This window comes from Paenibacillus sp. FSL E2-0190, from assembly GCF_037992965.1.
Taxonomy (GTDB): Bacteria; Bacillota; Bacilli; order Paenibacillales; family Paenibacillaceae; genus Paenibacillus_AQ; species Paenibacillus_AQ odorifer.
Genome location: NZ_CP150306.1, coordinates 3,369,505 through 3,390,262, shown reverse-complemented (window position 1 = coordinate 3,390,262; position 20,758 = coordinate 3,369,505). Strand labels below are relative to the sequence as shown.

Annotated in this window: 18 protein-coding genes; all 18 read right to left on the bottom strand. The window is 41.8% G+C overall.

Features of this window, described 5'->3' with window-relative positions; translation table 11 throughout:
* Positions 1–82: 82 nt before the first annotated feature.
* The 18 genes from NST25_RS14815 to NST25_RS14730 all read right to left on the bottom strand — a co-directional run bounded on the left by NST25_RS14815 (position 83) and on the right by NST25_RS14730 (position 20,642).
* Positions 83–499, bottom strand: coding sequence for an SRPBCC domain-containing protein (locus NST25_RS14815; protein ID WP_076125634.1), 417 nt, complete (start codon positions 497–499; stop codon positions 83–85).
* A gap of 2 nt (positions 500–501) precedes the next feature.
* Positions 502–822, bottom strand: coding sequence for a metalloregulator ArsR/SmtB family transcription factor (locus NST25_RS14810; protein ID WP_339191074.1), 321 nt, complete (start codon positions 820–822; stop codon positions 502–504).
* A 216-nt stretch (positions 823–1,038) separates the two neighbouring features.
* Positions 1,039–2,511: a 6-phospho-beta-glucosidase gene (gene ascB, locus NST25_RS14805; protein WP_076278465.1), complete on the bottom strand. Its 1,473-nt coding sequence runs from the start codon at positions 2,509–2,511 to the stop codon at positions 1,039–1,041.
* Positions 2,512–2,553: 42 nt separating this feature from the next.
* Positions 2,554–3,852: a PTS cellobiose transporter subunit IIC gene (gene celB / locus NST25_RS14800; protein ID WP_038571015.1), complete on the bottom strand. Its 1,299-nt coding sequence runs from the start codon at positions 3,850–3,852 to the stop codon at positions 2,554–2,556.
* 59 nt (positions 3,853–3,911) lie between these two features.
* Positions 3,912–4,235 (bottom strand): PTS lactose/cellobiose transporter subunit IIA, encoded by a 324-nt coding sequence (locus NST25_RS14795; protein ID WP_051490993.1) that lies wholly within the window; start codon positions 4,233–4,235, stop codon positions 3,912–3,914.
* A gap of 23 nt (positions 4,236–4,258) precedes the next feature.
* Positions 4,259–4,576, bottom strand: coding sequence for a PTS sugar transporter subunit IIB (locus tag NST25_RS14790; RefSeq protein WP_036677859.1), 318 nt, complete (start codon positions 4,574–4,576; stop codon positions 4,259–4,261).
* 143 nt (positions 4,577–4,719) lie between these two features.
* Positions 4,720–6,642, bottom strand: coding sequence for a BglG family transcription antiterminator (locus NST25_RS14785; RefSeq protein WP_339191072.1), 1,923 nt, complete (start codon positions 6,640–6,642; stop codon positions 4,720–4,722).
* Between the two features lie 221 nt (positions 6,643–6,863).
* Positions 6,864–7,754 carry a hypothetical protein gene (locus tag NST25_RS14780; protein WP_339191071.1) on the bottom strand — a complete coding sequence of 297 codons (891 nt, stop codon included), beginning with the start codon at positions 7,752–7,754 and terminating at the stop codon, positions 6,864–6,866.
* A gap of 213 nt (positions 7,755–7,967) precedes the next feature.
* Positions 7,968–8,888, bottom strand: a complete 921-nt coding sequence (locus NST25_RS14775; protein ID WP_076306448.1) for a zinc ABC transporter substrate-binding protein — start codon at positions 8,886–8,888, stop codon at positions 7,968–7,970.
* Positions 8,885–9,727, bottom strand: coding sequence for a metal ABC transporter permease (locus NST25_RS14770; RefSeq protein ID WP_036677866.1), 843 nt, complete (start codon positions 9,725–9,727; stop codon positions 8,885–8,887). The genes NST25_RS14775 and NST25_RS14770 overlap by 4 nt, the downstream gene beginning before the upstream one ends.
* Positions 9,720–10,463, bottom strand: coding sequence for a metal ABC transporter ATP-binding protein (locus NST25_RS14765; protein WP_303047199.1), 744 nt, complete (start codon positions 10,461–10,463; stop codon positions 9,720–9,722). The genes NST25_RS14770 and NST25_RS14765 overlap by 8 nt, the downstream gene beginning before the upstream one ends.
* 239 nt (positions 10,464–10,702) lie before the next feature.
* Positions 10,703–12,505, bottom strand: coding sequence for an alpha-L-fucosidase (locus NST25_RS14760; RefSeq protein WP_340394310.1), 1,803 nt, complete (start codon positions 12,503–12,505; stop codon positions 10,703–10,705).
* Positions 12,499–13,665: a glycoside hydrolase family 88 protein gene (locus tag NST25_RS14755; RefSeq protein ID WP_076125641.1), complete on the bottom strand. Its 1,167-nt coding sequence runs from the start codon at positions 13,663–13,665 to the stop codon at positions 12,499–12,501. The genes NST25_RS14760 and NST25_RS14755 overlap by 7 nt, the downstream gene beginning before the upstream one ends.
* Positions 13,666–13,712: 47 nt before the next feature.
* Positions 13,713–14,744, bottom strand: coding sequence for a glycoside hydrolase family protein (locus NST25_RS14750; protein ID WP_340394309.1), 1,032 nt, complete (start codon positions 14,742–14,744; stop codon positions 13,713–13,715).
* Positions 14,745–14,760: 16 nt separating this feature from the next.
* Positions 14,761–15,960 (bottom strand): glucuronate isomerase, encoded by a 1,200-nt coding sequence (locus tag NST25_RS14745; protein WP_340394307.1) that lies wholly within the window; start codon positions 15,958–15,960, stop codon positions 14,761–14,763.
* A 59-nt stretch (positions 15,961–16,019) separates the two neighbouring features.
* Positions 16,020–17,582 (bottom strand): extracellular solute-binding protein, encoded by a 1,563-nt coding sequence (locus NST25_RS14740; RefSeq protein ID WP_340394306.1) that lies wholly within the window; start codon positions 17,580–17,582, stop codon positions 16,020–16,022.
* A gap of 208 nt (positions 17,583–17,790) precedes the next feature.
* Positions 17,791–19,617, bottom strand: a complete 1,827-nt coding sequence (locus NST25_RS14735) for a sensor histidine kinase (protein WP_076276513.1) — start codon at positions 19,615–19,617, stop codon at positions 17,791–17,793.
* Complete coding sequence (locus tag NST25_RS14730; RefSeq protein ID WP_076276512.1) at positions 19,617–20,642, bottom strand: response regulator; 1,026 nt, start codon at positions 20,640–20,642, stop codon at positions 19,617–19,619. Before NST25_RS14730 ends, NST25_RS14735 begins: the two co-directional genes overlap by 1 nt.
* Between the last annotated feature and the right edge of the window lie 116 nt (positions 20,643–20,758).

Here is a 20,758-nt window from a genome sequence, read left to right as displayed (position 1 = left end):
TTCTCTTCATCTAGTATTGCCATGATTTATTCCATTAAAAAGGGCACTTTCCTTGTTCCAGAAAAGCGCCCTATTCTTGAAATTATAATTCTGCTAATACCTTTTCGAGCTGACCACCCATATTTGTCCAAGCATATTTAGCACCTTCGATGGCTCCTTGGCGGGCTTTCGTCTCTTCACTAAATCCTGATTGATCTAAATGGAGATTAACCTTCCCCTCTGAATCTTGACTCAAAGTCCAAGTAACAGTTGTACTTTCTCCCGCACTATTCCAAGTATAAGATAACGTATGCGGCTCATCCACGACGAGTACTTCGCTATCTACAATTCCATCCCACCATTCATTTGGCTCAGCACGGAATTGAAATTTATGACCAACGACGGGTTTAAAATCATTACTCCAGATCCATTTCGCAAGCGTATCCGAATCCGTTAAAGCATTCCATACCTTCTCGATCGAACTTGTAAATTGAAAATCTAATGATACATCTGGTTTCATAGTTATTCCTCCAATATAAGTTTTAATTTATCAATTCTTTGTTTCCAGAATCCTTCATAAAAAGATACCCAATCTTGAATTTCTTTCAAAGGATTGGCATTCAACCGATACCTCGTCTCTCTGCCAACCTTTCGAGCAATTACGAGACCAGCATCTTTAAGTATATTTAAATGCTTCGAAACGGCTGTACGACCCATTTCAAAATGAATCGTTATCTCATACAGAGGTAATTCATCAACATCAGCCAGAATTTGAAGAAGTTTTCGTCTTGTTGGATCCGCAACAGCGTCATAAACATCTCTCACTTGACTATTTTCGCTCACAACCACCCCCACCTTTTCCGTAATATTTCCTGTAATGTCACCTAGTATCCATCATTATTAATTAATAGGACACCATTTGGTGTCTGATCGATTATAAGACACCAAATGGTCACATGTCAACAATTCAGTAAAAAAAGCATTACCAAAAGCGAGTCCAGCATAGGACTGCTTTTGATAATGCCTCCAGATAAATCATTTCGTTGTACGCTTTAATAATTAATCTAATTGTTCTCCATTAGTAGCGATAACATTTTTGTACCAATAAAATGATTTTTTCTTTATACGACGTTTTGTACCTCTGCCCATATCATCTTGGTCCACATAAATGTAACCATAACGTTTGGACATTTGATTTGTTCCTGCACTCACCATATCTATGCAACCCCAGCTTGTGTAGCCCATTACATCTACACCATCTGCAATGGCTTCTTTTATTTGCTTAATATGTTCTTTTAAATAATCAATTCGGTAATCATCCTCTATAACATCGCCTTCTTGTAATACGTCTAAGGCACCTAGGCCATTCTCTGCAACAAGTACCGGCTTTTGATAGAGGTCATACAATTGGTTTATTGCAGTTCGTAAACCCTTAGGATCAATCTGCCAACCCCAATCACTCGATGGTAAATAAGGATTTTTCACTCCGCCTGTAAGCAAATTCCCTTCTGCGCCTTCTATCTTTTCTGGATGTGCACTGACTGCACCAGACATATAGTAGCTAAACGATACATAATCCACTGGATAGTCTTTCATGATTTGTTCATCCTCGGGCTCTGTTTTCAGAACTATATTTTTTTCTGCAAACATTCGAGCGGTATAAGCCGGATAGTAACCTCTCGCTTGTACATCAGTAAAGAATAAAGAGGTACGTTGTTTATCAACTGTGGCTTGAACGTCGTCAGGATCACAGCTATAAGGAACAAGAAGTTGATAACTAACCATACATCCAACCATTGCTTGAGGATTACTTTCTTTACAGGCTTTGGTTGCAAGTGCACTTGCGACAAATTGATGATGCGCTCCTTGAAACATTGCTTGTTCAATATTCGGATGATTTTCTTCGATAACCCCTAGACTTACATATTGGTGGTGTACTACACAGTTAATTTCATTAAAAGTCATCCAATATTTCACTTTATGCTTGTATCTTTCAGCTACAGTGGTTGCATAGCGAACAAAGAAATCTATAACTTTCCGGTTCACCCAACCTCCATACTTAGTTGTTAGATGAAGTGGCATTTCATAATGGGATAAAGTAACAATAGGCTCAATTCCATATTTGTTCAATTCATCAAACACACGATCATAAAATGCAAGACCTTCTTCATTAGGGATTAATTCATCCCCATTTGGAAAAATACGAGTCCAAGCAATGGACATACGGAAGGCTTTAAAACCCATTTCGGCCAATAAAGCAATATCTTCTTTATAGTGGTGATAAAAATCCACCCCATGTCTTTTGGGATAATACTTTTCACTTGCGGGATCTTGTGCTTCTTCTATTTGTTTATGAGTCATGAGGTGCCACTGGTCAGACCAGTTTTTTTTAGGGGTGTTTTCGTCAAAAATATATACATCTGCTAGAGAAAGCCCTTTACCGCCAACATTACTTGCTCCTTCTAGTTGATTGGCAGCTGCTGCTCCTCCCCATAAAAAGTTTTCTGGAAATGTCGTTTTCAATTCAAACATGTGTAAACCCTCCTTGTTGTTAAATAAAACATATGCTATGGATTAAACCTGTTGGATAAGGGCATCTTGTTCTTCTTTATATTTTTGATTATCCATTATTCTAAAGAACGGATAGTAAATAATAAACGCTACTGCAAACAGTACAATTTGTAAGATCATTCCCGAGATACTACCTGTCATCAAATATCCGCCGATAATTAATGGCATTGTTCCCGGAGGCAGTACACCTATTGGCAACGCTACTAATCCAAAATCCATGGAGAGATAGGTTATCAAAACAGTAACAATCGGTGTTATAAGAAATGGGATTAACATCATTGGGTTTAATACGATAGGCATCCCAAAGATTAACGGCTCATTGATATTAAATAGTCCTGGTCCAATCGTCAATCGACCCATTTGTTTCAGCTGTTTGCTCTTCGCAAAGAATAACATAGCAATCGTTAGTCCTAGAGTTGCACCAGATCCACCGATAAAGATAAGATATCTGAATTCTGCTGTAACAATATTATGGACGGGTGAACCCGCTGCGTAGGCTGCAGCATTTTCTGAGGTCAATTGCAACCAGATAGGCAACATGACAGAACCTACAATGGTGGAACCATGTAATCCGATTGCCCATAATAGGTTGATTAACAAGAACACAACAATTGTTCCCGCTAAGCTTGTTCCAACAGTGGTTAATGGTTGTTGAAGAAGCTTGGCAACAATGGTATGCACGTTATCAAAACCAGTAAAGTTCTCAACAAGTAGGCGAACTCCCCAGACACTCACGATAACAAAGAAACCAGGAATAATCGCTGTAAAGGATTTAGCAACTGTTGGCGGCACACCATCCGGCATTTTAATAACTATATTTTTTTGTACGATTCTGCGATATATTTCTGTTGCGAAGATTGCGGTTAACAATCCTACAAATAAACCTTGACTCGAAAAATAATTCACGTTCATTGCTTTTGTGACAACATCATCTACTGTGAAAGAAGTTGATGGAGTGACTACAAAATATGAACATAATGCCACAGCCCCTGAAGAAAGCGGATCCACTTTATAGCTCTCTGCTAGTCTGTATCCCACGGCAAATGTTGCAACTAATGCGACAAGGTTAAATGTACCATTGTACGGATATAGTAAGGCTGTTTTGATATTTGGATGGGCGACCAAGAAATCTAAATAGGCTGGAATTGGCAGGTTTGCTAAGATTAAAAAAATGGAACCGATAATAATAAACGGGATAGTTAAAACCATTGCATCGCGAAGCGCTTGTAAATGCCGCTGACCAGAGATTTTACCTGCAACTGGCATTACCTTATCTTCTAAAAATTTCGTTATTTTATCCATAGTTTCTTGCACGCTCCCGAAGAAGTATTTTCTTATTGCGATGCCACTTCTTTTTGATCCTATTTTGAAAGCTTATAAAGTTCAATGATTTCCGTAACAAGTAAAGAAATGGTCTCTACACTCATTAGTTGGTCTTCCGCATGCATAAGGATCAGTGAGAATTGAAGCTGTTCGCCATTTGCTTCTCTTTTGATTAATGATTTATGCATTTTATGACCTTCTCTAAAAAATTGCTTTGATTCTTCTAATTTTTCTTGTGCCTCTTTAAATTCTCCCTCTTTGGCTGCGTAAAGCGCCTCCATTACTAAGCTTTTAGCTGCGCCTACATTACTGATAATGTTAAAAGCCACAGTATAGTATTCCTCTTTCACTTCATCTACCATTTCTCTCTACTCCTCTCTTATCTCTATTTACTTTCAATTAATTGCAAGGCTTGTTCAAGTACTTTTTCACCGTTCATCATTCCGTAATTCAACATATCAATAGCTTCTATAGGAATGTTTTTATCTGCTAATCTTGTTTCTAATTGCTTTTTCATATATTTCACCTGAGGTCCTAACAATAAGACATCAACCTTTTTCTCTTGCAAAGTAATATCAATTTCAGATGCTGATTTAGCAAAAACATCGACATCCAACCCTTTTTCTTCAACAACCTTCTGCATTTTTGTTACTAAAAGGCTTGTACTCATTCCTGCTGAACACACTAACATAATTGTATTCATATTGACTTCCCCCTAAAATTATCATTTATTGAACACCTTTAGTGTAAACTTAAATCGCTTTCTTTTTAAGCTAACCTTTTTCCAAATCAACAGGAAACGGTTACATTGCAAATAGTAAGGCAGTACCTAATTTCTCACTCACTCTAGTTTAGTAATTGTATAATTTCTTCCACAGAGTCCTTAGCAAGGATCTGCACAACAATCTCTTTATCCTCTATCAATGATCCTAGCTTTTTATACATTTTATCTAGGTCGACATTGTTTCCTTCTTTAATGTTTAATAAACAAATTAATTGCACCATTTGCTTATCATTCCAACGAATAGGACGTTTTAACGTACAGATTGTCCAAAAGGTTTCCGAGGTAACAGGAATTGAAGGATGTGGAACAGCGACAAGATTTCCAAAACTAGTGGGTGCATAGGACTCTCTTTCAACTACTAAGGATTCATAATGCTCTGGTACAAGTCCTTGTTTTGTTAGCTCATTGCTTAAAAAATGAATCACACTTTCCTTTGTGGTAAATTCTTTTTTCACGAATACTCTAGATGCGTCAAGGTAAGAATGAGTTTCTGCCACCTGTTCTGAAGACAGTAAGACGTCCTTGATTCTTTTGAGGTCTTTAGCTTCTAGAAAGGTATTTACAACATAGACGGGAATACCTATATCTTCATTGATCGGAACTGTACTGATAATAAAATCAATCGAGGAGAGGTCCGTTTCTGCTAATTTGTAAAAACTAATTGTGTCTACAATCTGCAATAGATTCTCAAATGAATTGATCAATCGGTAATAAAGTAATTTGGCACTTCCAACACCAGACGCACATACAAGAATAACTCGTTTTATTTTTTTGTTTTTATTTTTCATTCTTTCTAAAGCAACCCCAATGTGCAAAGCAATGTAAGCAACCTCATGTTCTCCAACTTCTGAATCCAAATAGTAGTTAATACATTTACTCGCAATAAGTGCTCCTTCGAATGCGGCTGGAAAACTCGTCTTAATATCATTTAACAGAGGATTTCTAAAATTCATGTTGTATCTTAATCTATTCATCGCAGGCCTAATGTGAAGGGTCAGGGCTTGAATAAATTCATGGTCATGGCCAAAATCCCAATTCAACTCAGTTTGTAAACTTTTTAAAATACAGCTGACAATGGAGTCCACTTCATCGAACTTACTGTACTCCGTTAGATTTTCTTTCGGCAGCAATTTTGTTCCAACCAAATGGATGATAATATAATTAATCTCTGAATCGGAAAAGAGCAGATCTGTGAAATCTTCAATGTCTTTAACAATTTCATGGGCAACAATTTTTTCAAAAGGATACTCTTCCATAAGATTTACCGACGGTTGTTCGATTAAAAATCCCTCTTCGATACGTTTACAAGCTATTATTAAGTGAATAGCGAGGTTTTCCAAGGAAATATCTGAAATCTCAATTTTGTATTTATTTACTTTGCCGATGATTATTTCTTTGATTTTCGTGTATACCTCTTTGTCAAACAAAGTAAAGTTATCGAAAGTTGGATCGGAGTTTTCTTCTCTTTTGTATAAAAAATTAGACAAACATATTCGTTTCTTAAATTCATCGCCCTCTATAAACAGGCCATAATGAGGCCGATTAACTAAATTCAGGTTGTATTTTTCCAGTATCTTACGCACTTCTTTTAGATCGTTTTGGATTGTCGATTTAGATACAAACATCTCATCTTCAATAGTGGCCAACTTGATATACTTATTTTCTAATAAAAACCGACTCAACAAATAAAGAACCCTATTATCTTGTTCAGAAAAGTCTACTGTAGAAGGATTGATTTTATCATTAGTTAACTCATTTAATTTTTGAGAAAATATATCTTTATCGAAGACTCTTACAACGAAGCCCTTCCCACGAATTAACTCTATTTTTAGTCCTACTATGGCGGATATATTTTGTAACTCTTTCAAATCATTACGGATCGTTCGATCGCTAACATTCAGTTCTTTAGCAATCCATGCAGCTGTGACAGGTTGATTGGAATTAATTAAGTATAAAAGTATTTCTTTTTGCCGTTTTGAAAACAATTGTATCCCTCTTTCTTAACCAGAGTATGAATATGAGCTAATATTAACTGAAGCATACATTTACATACATTTGCTCATTTTTTTATATCGGTTACAATATCACTTCCTAAGAAAATTTGATAGTGTTCTTACAGTAACATACGAAACAGGCGTCCTCATTTAAGAAGACACCTGTTTAAATTTCAGCTTCGTTTGACGAGTCATGACAAGAAATTTGCGGGTTAACTCAACTTCTGCTGCAGTATAATTGCTAGCTCTTCCGCTGAATCCCACACAATAGGACGAATATCCTTAAGCTGTACAAAAAGTTTATCCACCTCAATACTGTTTACGGTCCATAATACGGGTATGTTTAAACCAAGTGCATATCCCGCTGAAAAATACACCTCTGGGGATTGCCCCGTTAAATCTGCGATAATCAGTTTGCTTTCTGCGATTTGATCCAACTCGTATTTTTCGCCGTTTTGAGTTTTCGTATGTGTTAATAAGCGCGGCAGGAAACCACACTGCTCTATTTTGGGCAATAACTTCTCCAACCATGTTGTAGACAAATTTTCTTCATCCGACACGAGCACGAGACAAGGTTTTAGTTTTTTACCTCCAGCGCTTTCCGCAGCTTCATTCCAGCCGGTTTCAGTAAGCTTAAAGGTCATGCCTTCCCTGATCAGAAGCTGATCACTTATCAACTTGTCTATGATGTATACCAGCTCTTGCAGATTGGGAGAATACGTCAAGTTATAGCTGCTAGAGAGGGGTTGAATGACAACCGCTTCCCCCGGGCCTTCAGAATGTCTATATAAATATTGCAGTAGACGGTTTCCTTTATCTTCAATGCTCACAGGTATTTTGGGTGAATTTACAATGGACTCTAAATCATCAGCAGATATAGTGATCTTTTCATCACAATCAGTCAGCTCACGTATGTAAGCAGATACTACATGAAGCATGTCGCGTTTCTTTTGATGCGGGAGCGAATTAATGGGTTCGTAGCTGTCTCTACGTAGACTATAAAACCCGCCTGGTGAACAAGAACAGCCTATATATCTATCGTTATCGCCTTCTGGTTCAATGGAAACAATCTCATCACAGAACAAACAGTGTTTCTTAATCATGACAACTCTTCACCTCTTATTAAGTGTTAGCCTCTACCTTACCAAGATTTTTTTGAAAAGTAGACAAGAAGATATTTCCTGTAGCAGGTTATCCCAAGGCGTAAACGTATTATTTCGAGGCTCGAATGTAGATTTTATTCAATAAAAAACCGACATAATCATCAGCTAAAAAACTGAATCTTAGGTCGGTTAATATAGGCTTGGAGCCGGCATTTAGGATTGTGATAAACCTTCTATAACTTTATCAATATTCCATTTGATCATCTTAATGTATGTGTCGCCCTCTTCGCCTTTCTTAGCTAAAGAATCGGTGAAAATCTTAGAGTGTATCGGTACTCCCGTTTCATTTGCGATAGTTTCCATTGTTTTTGGATTTACGCTAGTTTCCAGAAATAATGCAGGCACTTGATTTTCATCAATGATCTTAATTATGTTTTTCATTTGTTCAGGCGTTCCTTGACTATCCGTATTGATCTCCCAGATAAAAGCTGATTCAAATCCGTAAGCTTTGGAAAAATATTTGAATGCTCCTTCGCTGGTAACAAGGATACGTTTCTCTTGTGGAATTTTTTCGACTGCTTCTTTTGCATATTGATCCAATTCATTCAGTTTCTTAACATATTCCGATTGATTATTAAGATAAAATTCTTTGTTGTCGGGATCCTTTTCGATTACACGTTTTGTGATGATATCTACATATTTTATTGAATTCTGAATATCCAGCCAGGCATGAGGATCTATCTGTGTTTCTTTTCCTTTTTCTGTTAGGTACATTGGAGATACTTCATCTGAGACCGCAAAAGCAACATCCTTTTTATTAGTCACATCTAGAAGATCTTGAAACCACCCCTTACCTGTTTCTAGGTTCAAACCGTTATAAAACACTAAATCTGCGCTAGAAACCTTACTTGTATCCTTGGGTAATGGATCGTACATATGCGGATCTGTTCCGATGGGTACCATACTGTAAACTTCAGCTTTCTCCCCTACAATGTTTTCGGTCATATCAGCGATAATGGAGTATGTTGCAACAATCTGCAGCTTATCATGGTCTGCATCTCCTTCACTAATCTTTGAGCATGCGGTAAGAAGTACGATAAACATTGTCAAAGAGAGTATTTTTATGGTCTTCATCCTTGTTTCAACCCTTTCCTGAAAAAATTATTTTTGGGTGAGATTATAAATGAAATTCCGAACATGCTTACGCCGACCAGAACAATAGTGGCACTTGTAGGTAAATTGAATTTAAAGCTTACAATTACACCTATAATCCCGGATACAGCGCCGATTGTAGAAGCCAGGATAATCATGTGGAACAGCTTATTCGTCCAGAGATAGGATGTAGCAGCCGGTATAACCAGCATTGCAATCACAAGCACAATTCCTACTTGAGATAACGAAGATACGGTAACCACAGATAGGAGCATCATCAATAAATAATGATAGAACCCTGTTTTTAACCCATAGGCTTTGGAAACAACCGGATCAAACGAACTCATTAAAAGCTCTTTATACAGCAATGAAATGATGGCAATAACAACAATCATAATAATAAAGGATTGCATTAACTCCGACTGTGGGACGGCCAGAATATTACCAAACAGAATGTGAGTTAGATCAAGCCCGCTTTTGGCAAAAGTAATTAGGACGATACCTAGCGCAAAAAATGAGCTGAGAATAATGCCGATAGAGGTGTCACTTTTAATATTGCTGCGACTTGTAATAAATTGAATGAGAACCGCTGCTAATAGTCCAAATAGTGAAGCTCCAAGAAGAATGTTGATTCCTAAGATATAAGATAACGCCACCCCGGGTAACACCGCATGTGATAACGCATCTCCCATTAATGACATCTTTCTAAGTACAATAAAGCTTCCTAAAACCCCTGATACAATTCCAAGAATGATAGCAGATAATCCCGCGTTAAGTGCATATATCGGAATGTTTAATACTCCTGAGAAATAATCAATCATGATCTGTCGCCCCCATCCCTTTGATCACCAGATTACCTAAGGAGGCACCATAGGCGCTGAGGATATTCTCTGGCGTAAAGGTGTCTTTAACGTCACCAAAAGCAATTAATTTCTTATTGAGAATGATGACTTTGTCAAAATATTCTTCGACCTCATGCAAATCGTGATGAACGATGAGTATGGTTTTTCCTTCTTCGCGAAGTTGTTTTAGCAGCTTTACAATGATTTTCTCACTGACTAAATCTATGCCTACAAAAGGTTCATCTAAAAAAAATACATTTGCTTGTTGTGCAAGTGCCCTGGCGATAAAAACTCTTTGGAGTTGTCCCCCGGACAGATTGCTGATTTGTTTATTCGCAAGATCACTTATATCCACCATCGCCATACATTCCTCGACTCTTTGCCGCTCTGTTTTTCCGGGACGCTGGAAGATTCGCAAATTAGGGTAAGTTCCAGTCAGCACTGTATCCCTTACCGTGATTGGAAAAGAAAGATCAATGTCATTCTTTTGCGGCACATATGCGATCTTCCGTTTGTACTCAGAAACATCTTTTCCCTCCACCATAACTGATCCTGTTCTCTTCTTTATCACCTCTAACAATGACTTGATGAATGTAGATTTTCCCGCACCATTTGGTCCGATAATTCCGATTGTATACCCAAAGGGGATATCAATATTTACATTTTCTAGTGCAGAATTACCGAAATAATCTACGTTTAGGTTTCTGATTTCAATCATAAAAAAACTCCTTATCTCTGTTAAGTTCATATGTAGCACTGTTCTGTTCATCCTGTTAATTTATTTCCCAATAGAAACAATGATTCCTATGATCCAATTTGTTTCCCTAGGTAAACTTTTATTCTTATATACAATATATTTACCCGAGGGCAATATGTCAACAACATTCCTTAAATCAACAAAAAAAAAGAACCCAAGTGATTTGAGTTCTTTTGCATTATTTCAATATAAAAATCTCATAGTTGCAGTAGTTTTAAACATCTAGGCTGCATCAAATACCCCCCTGTAATACGCTCTGCCTGCAATTGAATCGTATATTCTCCTGCCGTGGGGAAATACAGCTCACCTACTTGAAAGCTTTGAAAATTACTAACCCCATCAGTAGAATGAACTTTAGCTTGTAAAATTTGATCCGCTGCCTTGATGAGGTAGTCTCCGCCACCACCATTCTCTCCTTCTTCGCTGCGATATTCGATACTAACCTGAAATCTTACCGGACCTAATGTCCGGACATGCCAAATTGCGGTATCCTCTCTATCCTTCCAGTCCAACAGATTATCATGGTCTTTTTTTCCTGTATCGTAACGGAGGGTTGGACCAACGATCTCACTTTCAAATACCCCTAATTCTTGTAAGGTATCTTCTCCAAAGTCCAATAATCGGACTGGATTACCTTCTACAGGTTCTGCACAGACAATTGCGATGACCAGCGGCAAGTTGTTAGAATTTTCGGCAAAGTTCGGTAAGCTGGGGAGTTCGACTTCCAGATCCTGCTCAGATAGCTTTGTGAAAATCAGCTCCTCCCCTCCATCTAAAGCAAATACCTTTTGAACAGCGGTCTTCAGACCGGGGACGATTAGCTTATTTCTCTTCTTAAGATCGAAAACATGCAGATATAATGTGTTTCCTTTCAGAGTGCATCTGCCCCATGACGGTTTGGCTGTGGGCGATTCTCCAGCACCGTAAATGCTATCCCCATTGGTATTTAACCAATCTCCTACATCAAGCAAAATGGATTCGGATACCGAATCCCATTCCCCTGTTGCTGTTGGGCCGATATTGATTACCAGATTTCCATTTTTACTTACAACATCGATGATCTGGCGGATGATAGTTACAGGGGATTTCCAATGGTGATCGGATCTCTTATACCCCCATGAGTCGTTTAACGTAATAATATTCTCCCAGTACTTACCAAGGTTACGAGTCGTAAGTTGATTATCAGATGTATTTGAATAATCTCCAAGTGGTGCTTTCCATACTCTGCTATTGACCAAACATTCTGGCTGAATTGCATGAACCGCCGCCAAAAACGCTTCTCCTTGCTCACGGGTCAGTTTGTCTCCGCAATCAAACCACATTAAACCAACTTTGCCGTAGTCCGTCAGCAGCTCACGGACTTGAGGGATTGATTTGCTGTGCAAATATCGTTCAAAGCGGGTTCGTTTATCGGTATCATTTATCCACGTTTGAACGTCATCGTAAGCGCCGATATTCAGTGGATAATCCCAGGTATTCCCTTGAGAGTCTGGATCATGCCAATCCATCGCATGAGAGTAGTAAATTCCGAGTACCATTTTTTCCGCACGACATGCCTCCATTAGTTCCCGAAGGGGATCACGGCCCAATGAGGTGTGCTTGACGATCGAATATTCGGATACACTTGAGTCATACATCGCGAAGCCGTCGTGATGTTTAGCTGTAAAGATGATATATTTTAGGCCAGCACGCTTGGCAGTCCGTACCCACTTCATTGCATCAAAAGCTGATGGATTGAACGCTGCGGCCATTTCCTCATATTCAGCCACTGGGATCTTCGCGCGTAGCATAATATGCTCACTGTAAGAAGCTTGTATTTCTTTTCCCTTCCATTCACCCGCAGGCAGGGCATAAGGGCCCCAGTGAATAAACAAGCCGAGCCTGGCTTCCTGCCACCATTCCATACGCCGAGCCTGCTCATTATCTATCGGAGTTTCGACCGACTGTATACTATACGGATCATCGAGAAGGTTTTCTGTTGTTTTTCCGTTCCTTACCATAACTGAAGAACGGCTCCGCGGAGTTTAGATACAGCCTCGACGAAGAAATAATCGCCATAGATCAGTGGCGTATCAATGTGCACACCCCCTGGAAGATTGGATGTTCCAGAAAGAATCAAACCCTCCTCTTCCGGAATGTCCCAAGTCCCATAATTCTCATAAAGTGAGCGAACGATTTGTTCTGCGGCTCGCAGGTAAAAAGAGGCTTCCGCCTGTGGTACGATCTTTGCCAGCTCAATCAAGCCACATGCCGCACATGCACCAGCAGAGGTATCACGCGGCTTTTCGCCTGCATCAGGTGCCCTGAAATCCCAGTGAGGTACATGATCCTCCGGAAGATTAGCTAAGAAGAAGTGCGCAGCTCTTTTAGCTCCCGTTAGAAACTTATTCTCTCCGGTATAGTGAAAAGACAAAGTAAGACCGTAAATCATCCATGCGCTGCCCCGTGCCCAAGCGGATTCTTCCGCATAACCTTGGCCGGCCATAGCGCCGATTTTTTCGCCTGATTCCGGGTTGAACTCCAGAATATGATAACTTGATCCATCCGGACGTAAAAAATGCTCAACTACCGTTTCCGCATGCGCAGCGGCGATATGCCGGTAACGCGGATCCTCTGTAACTTCCGATGCCCAGTATAGTAAGGGCAGATTCATTACAGTATCAATGATGGACCAACCCGCCCGGTTTATCTTCTCCGTGTCATGCCAGGCTCTGATAAATGACCCTTTCAGGTTAAAGCGGCTGGCCAGTTGAGCAGCAGCCATCAACCCGCGCTGCTTGGAGCGTTCATTACCAGTCACTCGGTAATTGGCCAAAGCTGAGAGTGTCCATATAAAACCAGCGTCATGATGTACGGTAAGGGCATAAAGAGGTTCATCCAATTTCTCTTCAATTTGCTCGGTGATTTCTTGCAGCGCCGGATGATTACCTTCTGCGGCAATCTGCCACAAAATACCCGGCCAGAACCCTGCTGTCCACCACGATGGACGCATGTTGTCGTATACTCCGCTCACGGAAGCATGCGGAAAACTAACACCAATTCGCTTACTAGTCTTTTCCACTTTATTTACAATTTGTTGCCAAGCGCCATCCGCCCATTCCAGAGTAGACTCCGAAATTACCAGTCCGCGAGTTTGTTGAGTTGGTATTACTTCACTCATTTTAGTTCCTCCTGTAAACACTGATGATATTTATGAAATTTAATTTCTTAAAGCGTTGTCCGTAGTGGAATTACCATATTCCAAGTGTGCTTCGCATTTCGAAACCCTCCCGGTCCATCTGCTACTGCAGCGAATAAATGGGTAGGGACCCCTTCTTGAAATAATAGGAACGGACGTTCAAAGCTTCCCATCCACTGCTCTGTGCCGTCCTCCCAGAGTACCCGCCGGGAATACGATTGCGTTGAATCAGCCAGCTGCCAGTCGGTTCCATCCGTAGATGATGCAAATATCCCACCGTGCTTTTCTCCACATATCCGGCCATCCATATCCTTGGCGATCATTTGGTACCCGTCCGTGGTCCGCCAGATAAATGGATCTTCAATATGAGACCGCTCTGGTGGAAACAGCGGTGCGTTGTTAATTACTTTATATGGCCCTTCGTCCTTAGATGAACCGGCAATGCCAAGCGTCATCTGTCCATAGGAATTGCCCTCGTATTTGCGGGCTTTATATACCAATAGCAAGGAGCCATCTTCGCGGATACAAGGAGCCGGATTGGATGTGAGAAAGCTGTCGAACCTGCCCGGACGTGTAGGCAGAATAGGTGCGTCCATCCTTATCCATGGTCCGAATACACTGTCGGCTATAGCTAAGCCAACACGTTTGTTGGCACGAGCGGCAATCACCCGATAGTCGTCAAGTTCCACTGTTTCATTAGGCTGCGGCTCAGCGAATGGATGAGTTGAGCCCATATAATACAACAGATACTTATCACCATAACGAAGGATATGCGGATTATGGGTGCTTCGTCCGTCCCAGTATTCCGCTCCCCTTGCGGGTAGTACGGTTTCTTCGTACGTATAAGGTCCTTCCGCGTTATCGGCAGATGCGCGGACAATTTCTGAGCGGAGTAACCATCCCGGATGCATCGGCAGCCACTTCGGCCAACGGGATGCAAATAAATGAAAACGCCCATCCTCGCCACGCACAGCTGATCCACACCACACCCACCAATCCTCCATGCGGAACCCTCCGTTCAAAGGAGCAGGCAACATTCGGTCCATCAATGAAAAAGTCATTTTCTCCCTCCACGGCTTATTGCTTTACATCTGTTAGTCCATAACGTTTAGCAGCACTCCCATGTAGCCATTCCGCCGCAATATTCAGCGCCTCCTCCCGGCTGATCCAGCCTTCCGCTATTTGACTTTCCAAAAAGCGCGCAAGTATTTTTTTAACGATCAGCAGCTTGCCATATGTCCATTCGATACAGCGCGCATCCGAGACAATGAGCGAACACTTGAGCGGGGCGAGTGCCTCCAACCGATACTGCATGCTCTGCAAATAGGTACTGGGTCTGAAGTTATACCACCACATCCCACCTACATGAACGTTAGGGAAATTCCATGCAGCCTGCACAATATCCAGGTTATTTAATTCTGAAGCCACCACCAGCTCAAACGGAATGGAATACCGTTCAAACAAACCATACAGTTTAACAATCCGTAGCGGATCGTTAACTGGCGCAGCCGATTTATTACACCATCTGCGTTCGACGCCGAGAAACAGCTGCAAGAACATTCCTCTTACTTGCAGTTCCGAACAGATATGATGAAGGAGCAGCATCATGATTTCATCCGGTCCAGTTACGCTGCTAAGATTGTAAACATCATGAGCATTGGCTTCAAAGGCTGGCAACGTAGTCATGATTCCCGGACAGCCCATCGTCTGATATGAGTGCAACTGCTCGCTAATAAACTTTTTCGCTTGAGTATAAGCCGCTTCCCGGCTGGGATCAGAGGCATCTGTAATATCCTTTGCCAGCTCAGGCAGCCAGGAGTCAATTCGAGGAATCAGTAGAGCATTTTCTCTCATGTGTGCAAAGTTGGCATGCTCCGAGCGGTTTACAATAAACCGCTGCACATGCAGGCGGTCAGCTACGTTTTGCGCCCAGCCGGGATCGTTACTTTTCTGTTTAACCGTTATATCCGCTTTGAACACCGACTCTGAATCAGTGATGGAGATACCGTACAAATCTTTCATGATTGCTGTAAAAGCACGATTCATCATCGTATTACGGGAAGCGTGGTAAGCTCTAACAAAAGAGTCAGTCCGCTTCTCTTTCGAAAGTTGGTCCGCATCCGCCGGATATCCTGCTGACTGAAGCTCTTGGTTCAACCAGAAATAATCGGCTATTTCCCAGAAGTCAGCCGCGTTTAGCTTATCGCCGACGAGATGGGTATGTGTATCGATTACAGGCAGACGCATGATTTCATCACACAGAGCAGTTTGACTCATTGTTCTCCCTCCTAACTGGCAGGAAGCCCTTCGAATGAAGAGGCTTCCTGAGAATCTATCTATTTCCGACTTTGCTGATTAAGGATTCCCTCATTATTTTTGTAGCGTTCTGTTGCTTCTTTTAAGATTTCTTCGCCGCCCTTTAGCTTATATTCCTCGATGACTTTTGGGAAATCACTAATCGGTTCTTTGCCATAAATCATTTTGACCATATGGTCTATGATCAGTTTTGGTGCCTGATCGGGACGTTTGGAGGCTAGATCAGGGAATTTGCTGAAAGACTCCAGATCAGGTACAAATCCGATGCCCCCTAAGCCTTCTTTACTCAGAGTTTCATCCAATGCTTTCAAAACATCTTTACCACCCGTAAGCAGCTCAGTTCGTTCGCGGTTGATTGTTCCGTCCCCTACCCAGCGCAGCTGTGTGCGGAATTTCTCTTCATCTTGGGCAGCCTTGTTCTCTGGCAGCTTATAATCAACTTTTCCGTCTTTTACCGTGTAATTCTCGCCTTCAATCCCAAAGCTATAGAAATTACTGGCTTCCGGGGTCTGCATCCATTCAAACATTTGGATAATCCGGGCAGCCTTTTCTTTACTGACTTTATTGTTGATATACAGTGAGGTATTGACCGAACTATACAAGCCGTATCCTTTTTGTCCATGGTCACCGGTTGGCGACGAGATAATATCCACTTTCGCTTCCGGATTGGACGCGGCGATCTGGGTCCGGAAATCCAGGAGATTCTGCGCATTAGCTGTCCAGATCCCTGCATTGCCTGCAGCAATATTTTCACCATACTGTGCCGTTTGAATTGTCGCAAAATCCTTCTGAATGAGGCCTTCGTCATACATCGTCTTGTATACGTTCAGTGCTTTTTCCATATTCTCGGAATTATAAAATTTGGGTACGATCTCTCCATTATCCTCTGTAAACTGATAGCCAAGCGCGTCATATGCACCAAATGCGATATCTGCATACTTGAAGTTCTCACGCATCTGATAAGGAGCGCTCACACCGAGTTTCTTAAAAGCGCGCAGCACATTCAAGAAATCTTCAATCGTTACTGGTACCGGAAGGCCAGTTTTCTCCAATAAATCAGTTCGGATAAAGGTGGCACGTCGAGACGGATTGCTGAGCCAAGTCGGAATGCCATATATTTTTCCGTCGTAGCTGACTTCATCCCATGCTTCCTGCGGGACAACCTTCATCAGGTTGGGCGCATTCTCCTTCAGCAGATCATCCAGCGGCATAAAAACACCAGCCTGAACCGACCCAGCCATCGATTTATCCGTAGCCCCTCCGACATTTTGAACCACATCCGGGATATCACCGCCGGCAAACATAACAGCCATTTTGGAATCAAAGTCCTTCAAAGGAATTAACTTAATGTCTAAATCGACATTCGCCCGTTTCTCTAACTCCTTGACCCACTTATCGGTATTAATGTCTTTAGAACTTTCCGTGTAAGCGTTTCCGCTTGTGTTTAACGAAATACTAAATTTAAGCGGTTTTGATTCGCCTGCTGCATCGACGTTACCGTCCGATGTTTCATTGCTTCCGCATCCTGCGACGAGACTTGAGACAAGCGCCGTGGATAGGATCAGACTAACCCATTTTTTCATCTGGATAATCCCCCTTATTAGTATAAAAAGGTATTTGGTTTACCTGTACCCATCATAAAGCTGTATCATCAGCACTCCCATGGGGTGGATTATTGTGGGATGTGTTTTTTTGTGATCGGTTGTCGTTATAAAAAAAGGCCATCCCAAAAGTCCGCGGCTCGGACCTCAGGACAGCTTTTTGATCCTCGTTCTCTTCGGCGAGAAGCGCCTATGCGTTAAGCACTTGCTGTTCCTTCCTTCCGGAAATCGGCATTTTCATGATCATGCGTGTTCCGCATTCTGGACTGCTTTCTACGTCAACTCCGAATTCTTCTCCGAAGACAAGCTGAATCCGGCGATGAACATTTTGCACACCGATGCCGCCTGGGCTTCCTTTCCCTTCCTCCACATCGGCGAGTCGATTTTCACTCAGTTTGAGGCGAAGTTCTTCAAGCCGCTCCGGGGTCATCCCGCTGCCATTATCCGTAATGCTGACCCAGAAGATATCGCCATCCTCTCCAGCATCAATCGTAATCGTGTGATAATCTTCAACACCATAACGAAAGGCGTGCTGGAACACATTTTCCACAAGTGGCTGTAAGGTCAAGCGAACCATTTTGCGCAGAAGCATTTCAGGCTTTATCCGCACATCGATTTCAAACGGCCTTCCGATCCGGTGATTGATAATGACCATATAATGGATGACATGCTTCAGCTCATTTGCTACGGTTATCTCTTCAAGATTGGTGCGCACCGAATAATGCAGCATGTAGGACAGGGCTCCGACAATTTCTGATATTTCATCTGAATCCTGAATTACTGCATAGCAGACCACTGTTTCGAGCGTATTGTATAAAAAATGAGGGTTGATCTGCAGCTGTAAGGATTGGAATTCGGCCTTCTGCCGCTCAGCTTCCATTTCCTTGTTCTTCAGTTCTGACTGATACACGGTGTCCACAAGCTCTGACAGGCGGGTTACCATCAGATTGTAACGAACGATAAGCCCAGTGACCTCATCCTGGCTTTTCGGAAGGGAGATTAATTCCCAATTTCCTTTTTCGGTCTGGCTCATTCCTTTCATCAGTATACGGATGGGTGTAGTAACGGACTTACCAAATCGGCTTGCCAGAAACAGCGCTATCATAAATGTCAAAATCGCGACAACAATAATATAATTCCGGATGGTAATTAGCGGCTTTTGCAGCTGAGTGTCTGGGATGGATACAACCAGATGCCAACCGGAATATTCCGCATTACGGCTGATATAAGATTTTTCCACGCCCTCTGCCGAGCTGCGGAACATCGCCTCTCCTGCTTGCTCAATTTGCTTGCCAAGACTATCGGGAATCAACGTCCCTACTTTGTTTTGATCGTTATGATATTGAATCCTGCCTTCGCCATCTACAATAAAAAAATAGCTTTCGGGACCAAGATCGATTCCTTTCCATAACGTAGAGAGCTCCTCCGCTTTGACTTCGATGCCTACAAATCCTTTCATCTCTGGTGACTGAAGACCGCGAATGCTGCGGATTAAGGTCAACATCGGCGTTTGATCCCCACGGATACTGTAATTGATTACATTCAACTGTCCACTGACATCTGTATGTTCTTTGAAATACCGGATCTGTCTAGCGGTGTCTTCCTGTGTAAAAGATGGCGCTGAACCGCCATTATAATAATAAAGCGCATTCCCGGAATACCCGATAATATATAGGGCTTCAATCTCGGGATTGCGAATCCATACAGGTTCAACAATAGCATCGCGTATATCGGTCGTGTAGCGGTAATTTTCATATTCCTCACGGTCTGCTGATAGATCAATATATCTTTTAACTCTCAAATCCGTTAGTAGCGCCACGGTCGACCGTTGATAGGATGAAATATAGAGATTGGTATGATGAACTGCATTATTTACGATCTGAATCATTTGGTTTTCAGTGCTTGACTGCAATTGCTTGGCAGAAATGCTGTAAAAGGAAATCCCCAGCGCTGACAGGGAAAGTAAGATGACAATGGTAAAATAAAATAGCAGCTTCCGGCTGAGGGTTGCTCTCATTATTCAATGCCAAACGAAGCACGGTATTCCGAAGGTGATACACCCACGAGATTTTTAAATGTCTTCGTAAAATGAGGATAATCCTCGTAACCTACATGAATCGAGATGTCACTGATTGTCATGGTGGGTACGGCAAGAAGTCTGCGCGCTTCCTCCATTCGTCTCCGGATCCGATAGTGTACGAAGGTTTCCCCCGTCATTTTTTTGAATAATGCGCTGAAGTAGGTGCGGGCAAGTCCCACCCGTTTGGCTACTTCTTCTAACGATACATCCTCAGCCAGATGTTTATCAATGAAAGCTTTTGCTTCTTCAACCGGGTCCTTATAGTTGCCTTTGCGAGTAAGCTGCAGCTCCGCAAGTATACCGTTTATTATCGCGACAAATGCTAACATCGTTTCTTTTTTCGTATTGGCGGCTTTCACATCTCCACAGCACCGGGACGGAGGCTTCCAGCCTCGGCGTTCCAAGCGATCTACGATCATTTGCAGACAATCATTCAGCACTGCATCCATGCTAAAGACGTTCAATCCTTCAAATAAACCCGATGTTTCTCTTTCATCAAGCAGACGGTTTGTCTCATCACGTTGCAGCAGCCAGATGTGTTGTTCCAGCTGTTCGGCCCAATCCACGTATTTATGAACAGGAATAATGCTGCCTGTCATGCCGGATATCAGTTCTCTCAGCATATCATGCACATCCTGCTGGAGAACCGGCTTCAGTAAATACCGTTTAACGCCATAGGCCATTGCTCGTTGTGCATATTGAAAGTCATTGTACCCGGAAATGACTGCCACCTGGACATGACTGTAATCACGGTGAATTCGTTCACATAAATCAAGGCCATCCATCCGCTTCATGCGCAAATCTGTCAGCACTAAATGCGGTTCTAGCTTTTGGATAGTTTCTAAGGCTGCTTCGCCGTCGTCGGCTGTATAAATCGCGGTGAATGAGACCGGATAACGCTGGACCATCTTCACCAATCCTTTTTGAATGACAGGCTCATCTTCTACAATCAATACTCGCACTTGTATCAAATCCCTTCCGGAATGGAATCAGAATCAGTTGTCTTGTGGTATGAAATTGATTTGAAGTTGCGATTATTGGCAACGCTTCCATTTTTGAGTTTGGATTATATCTTACC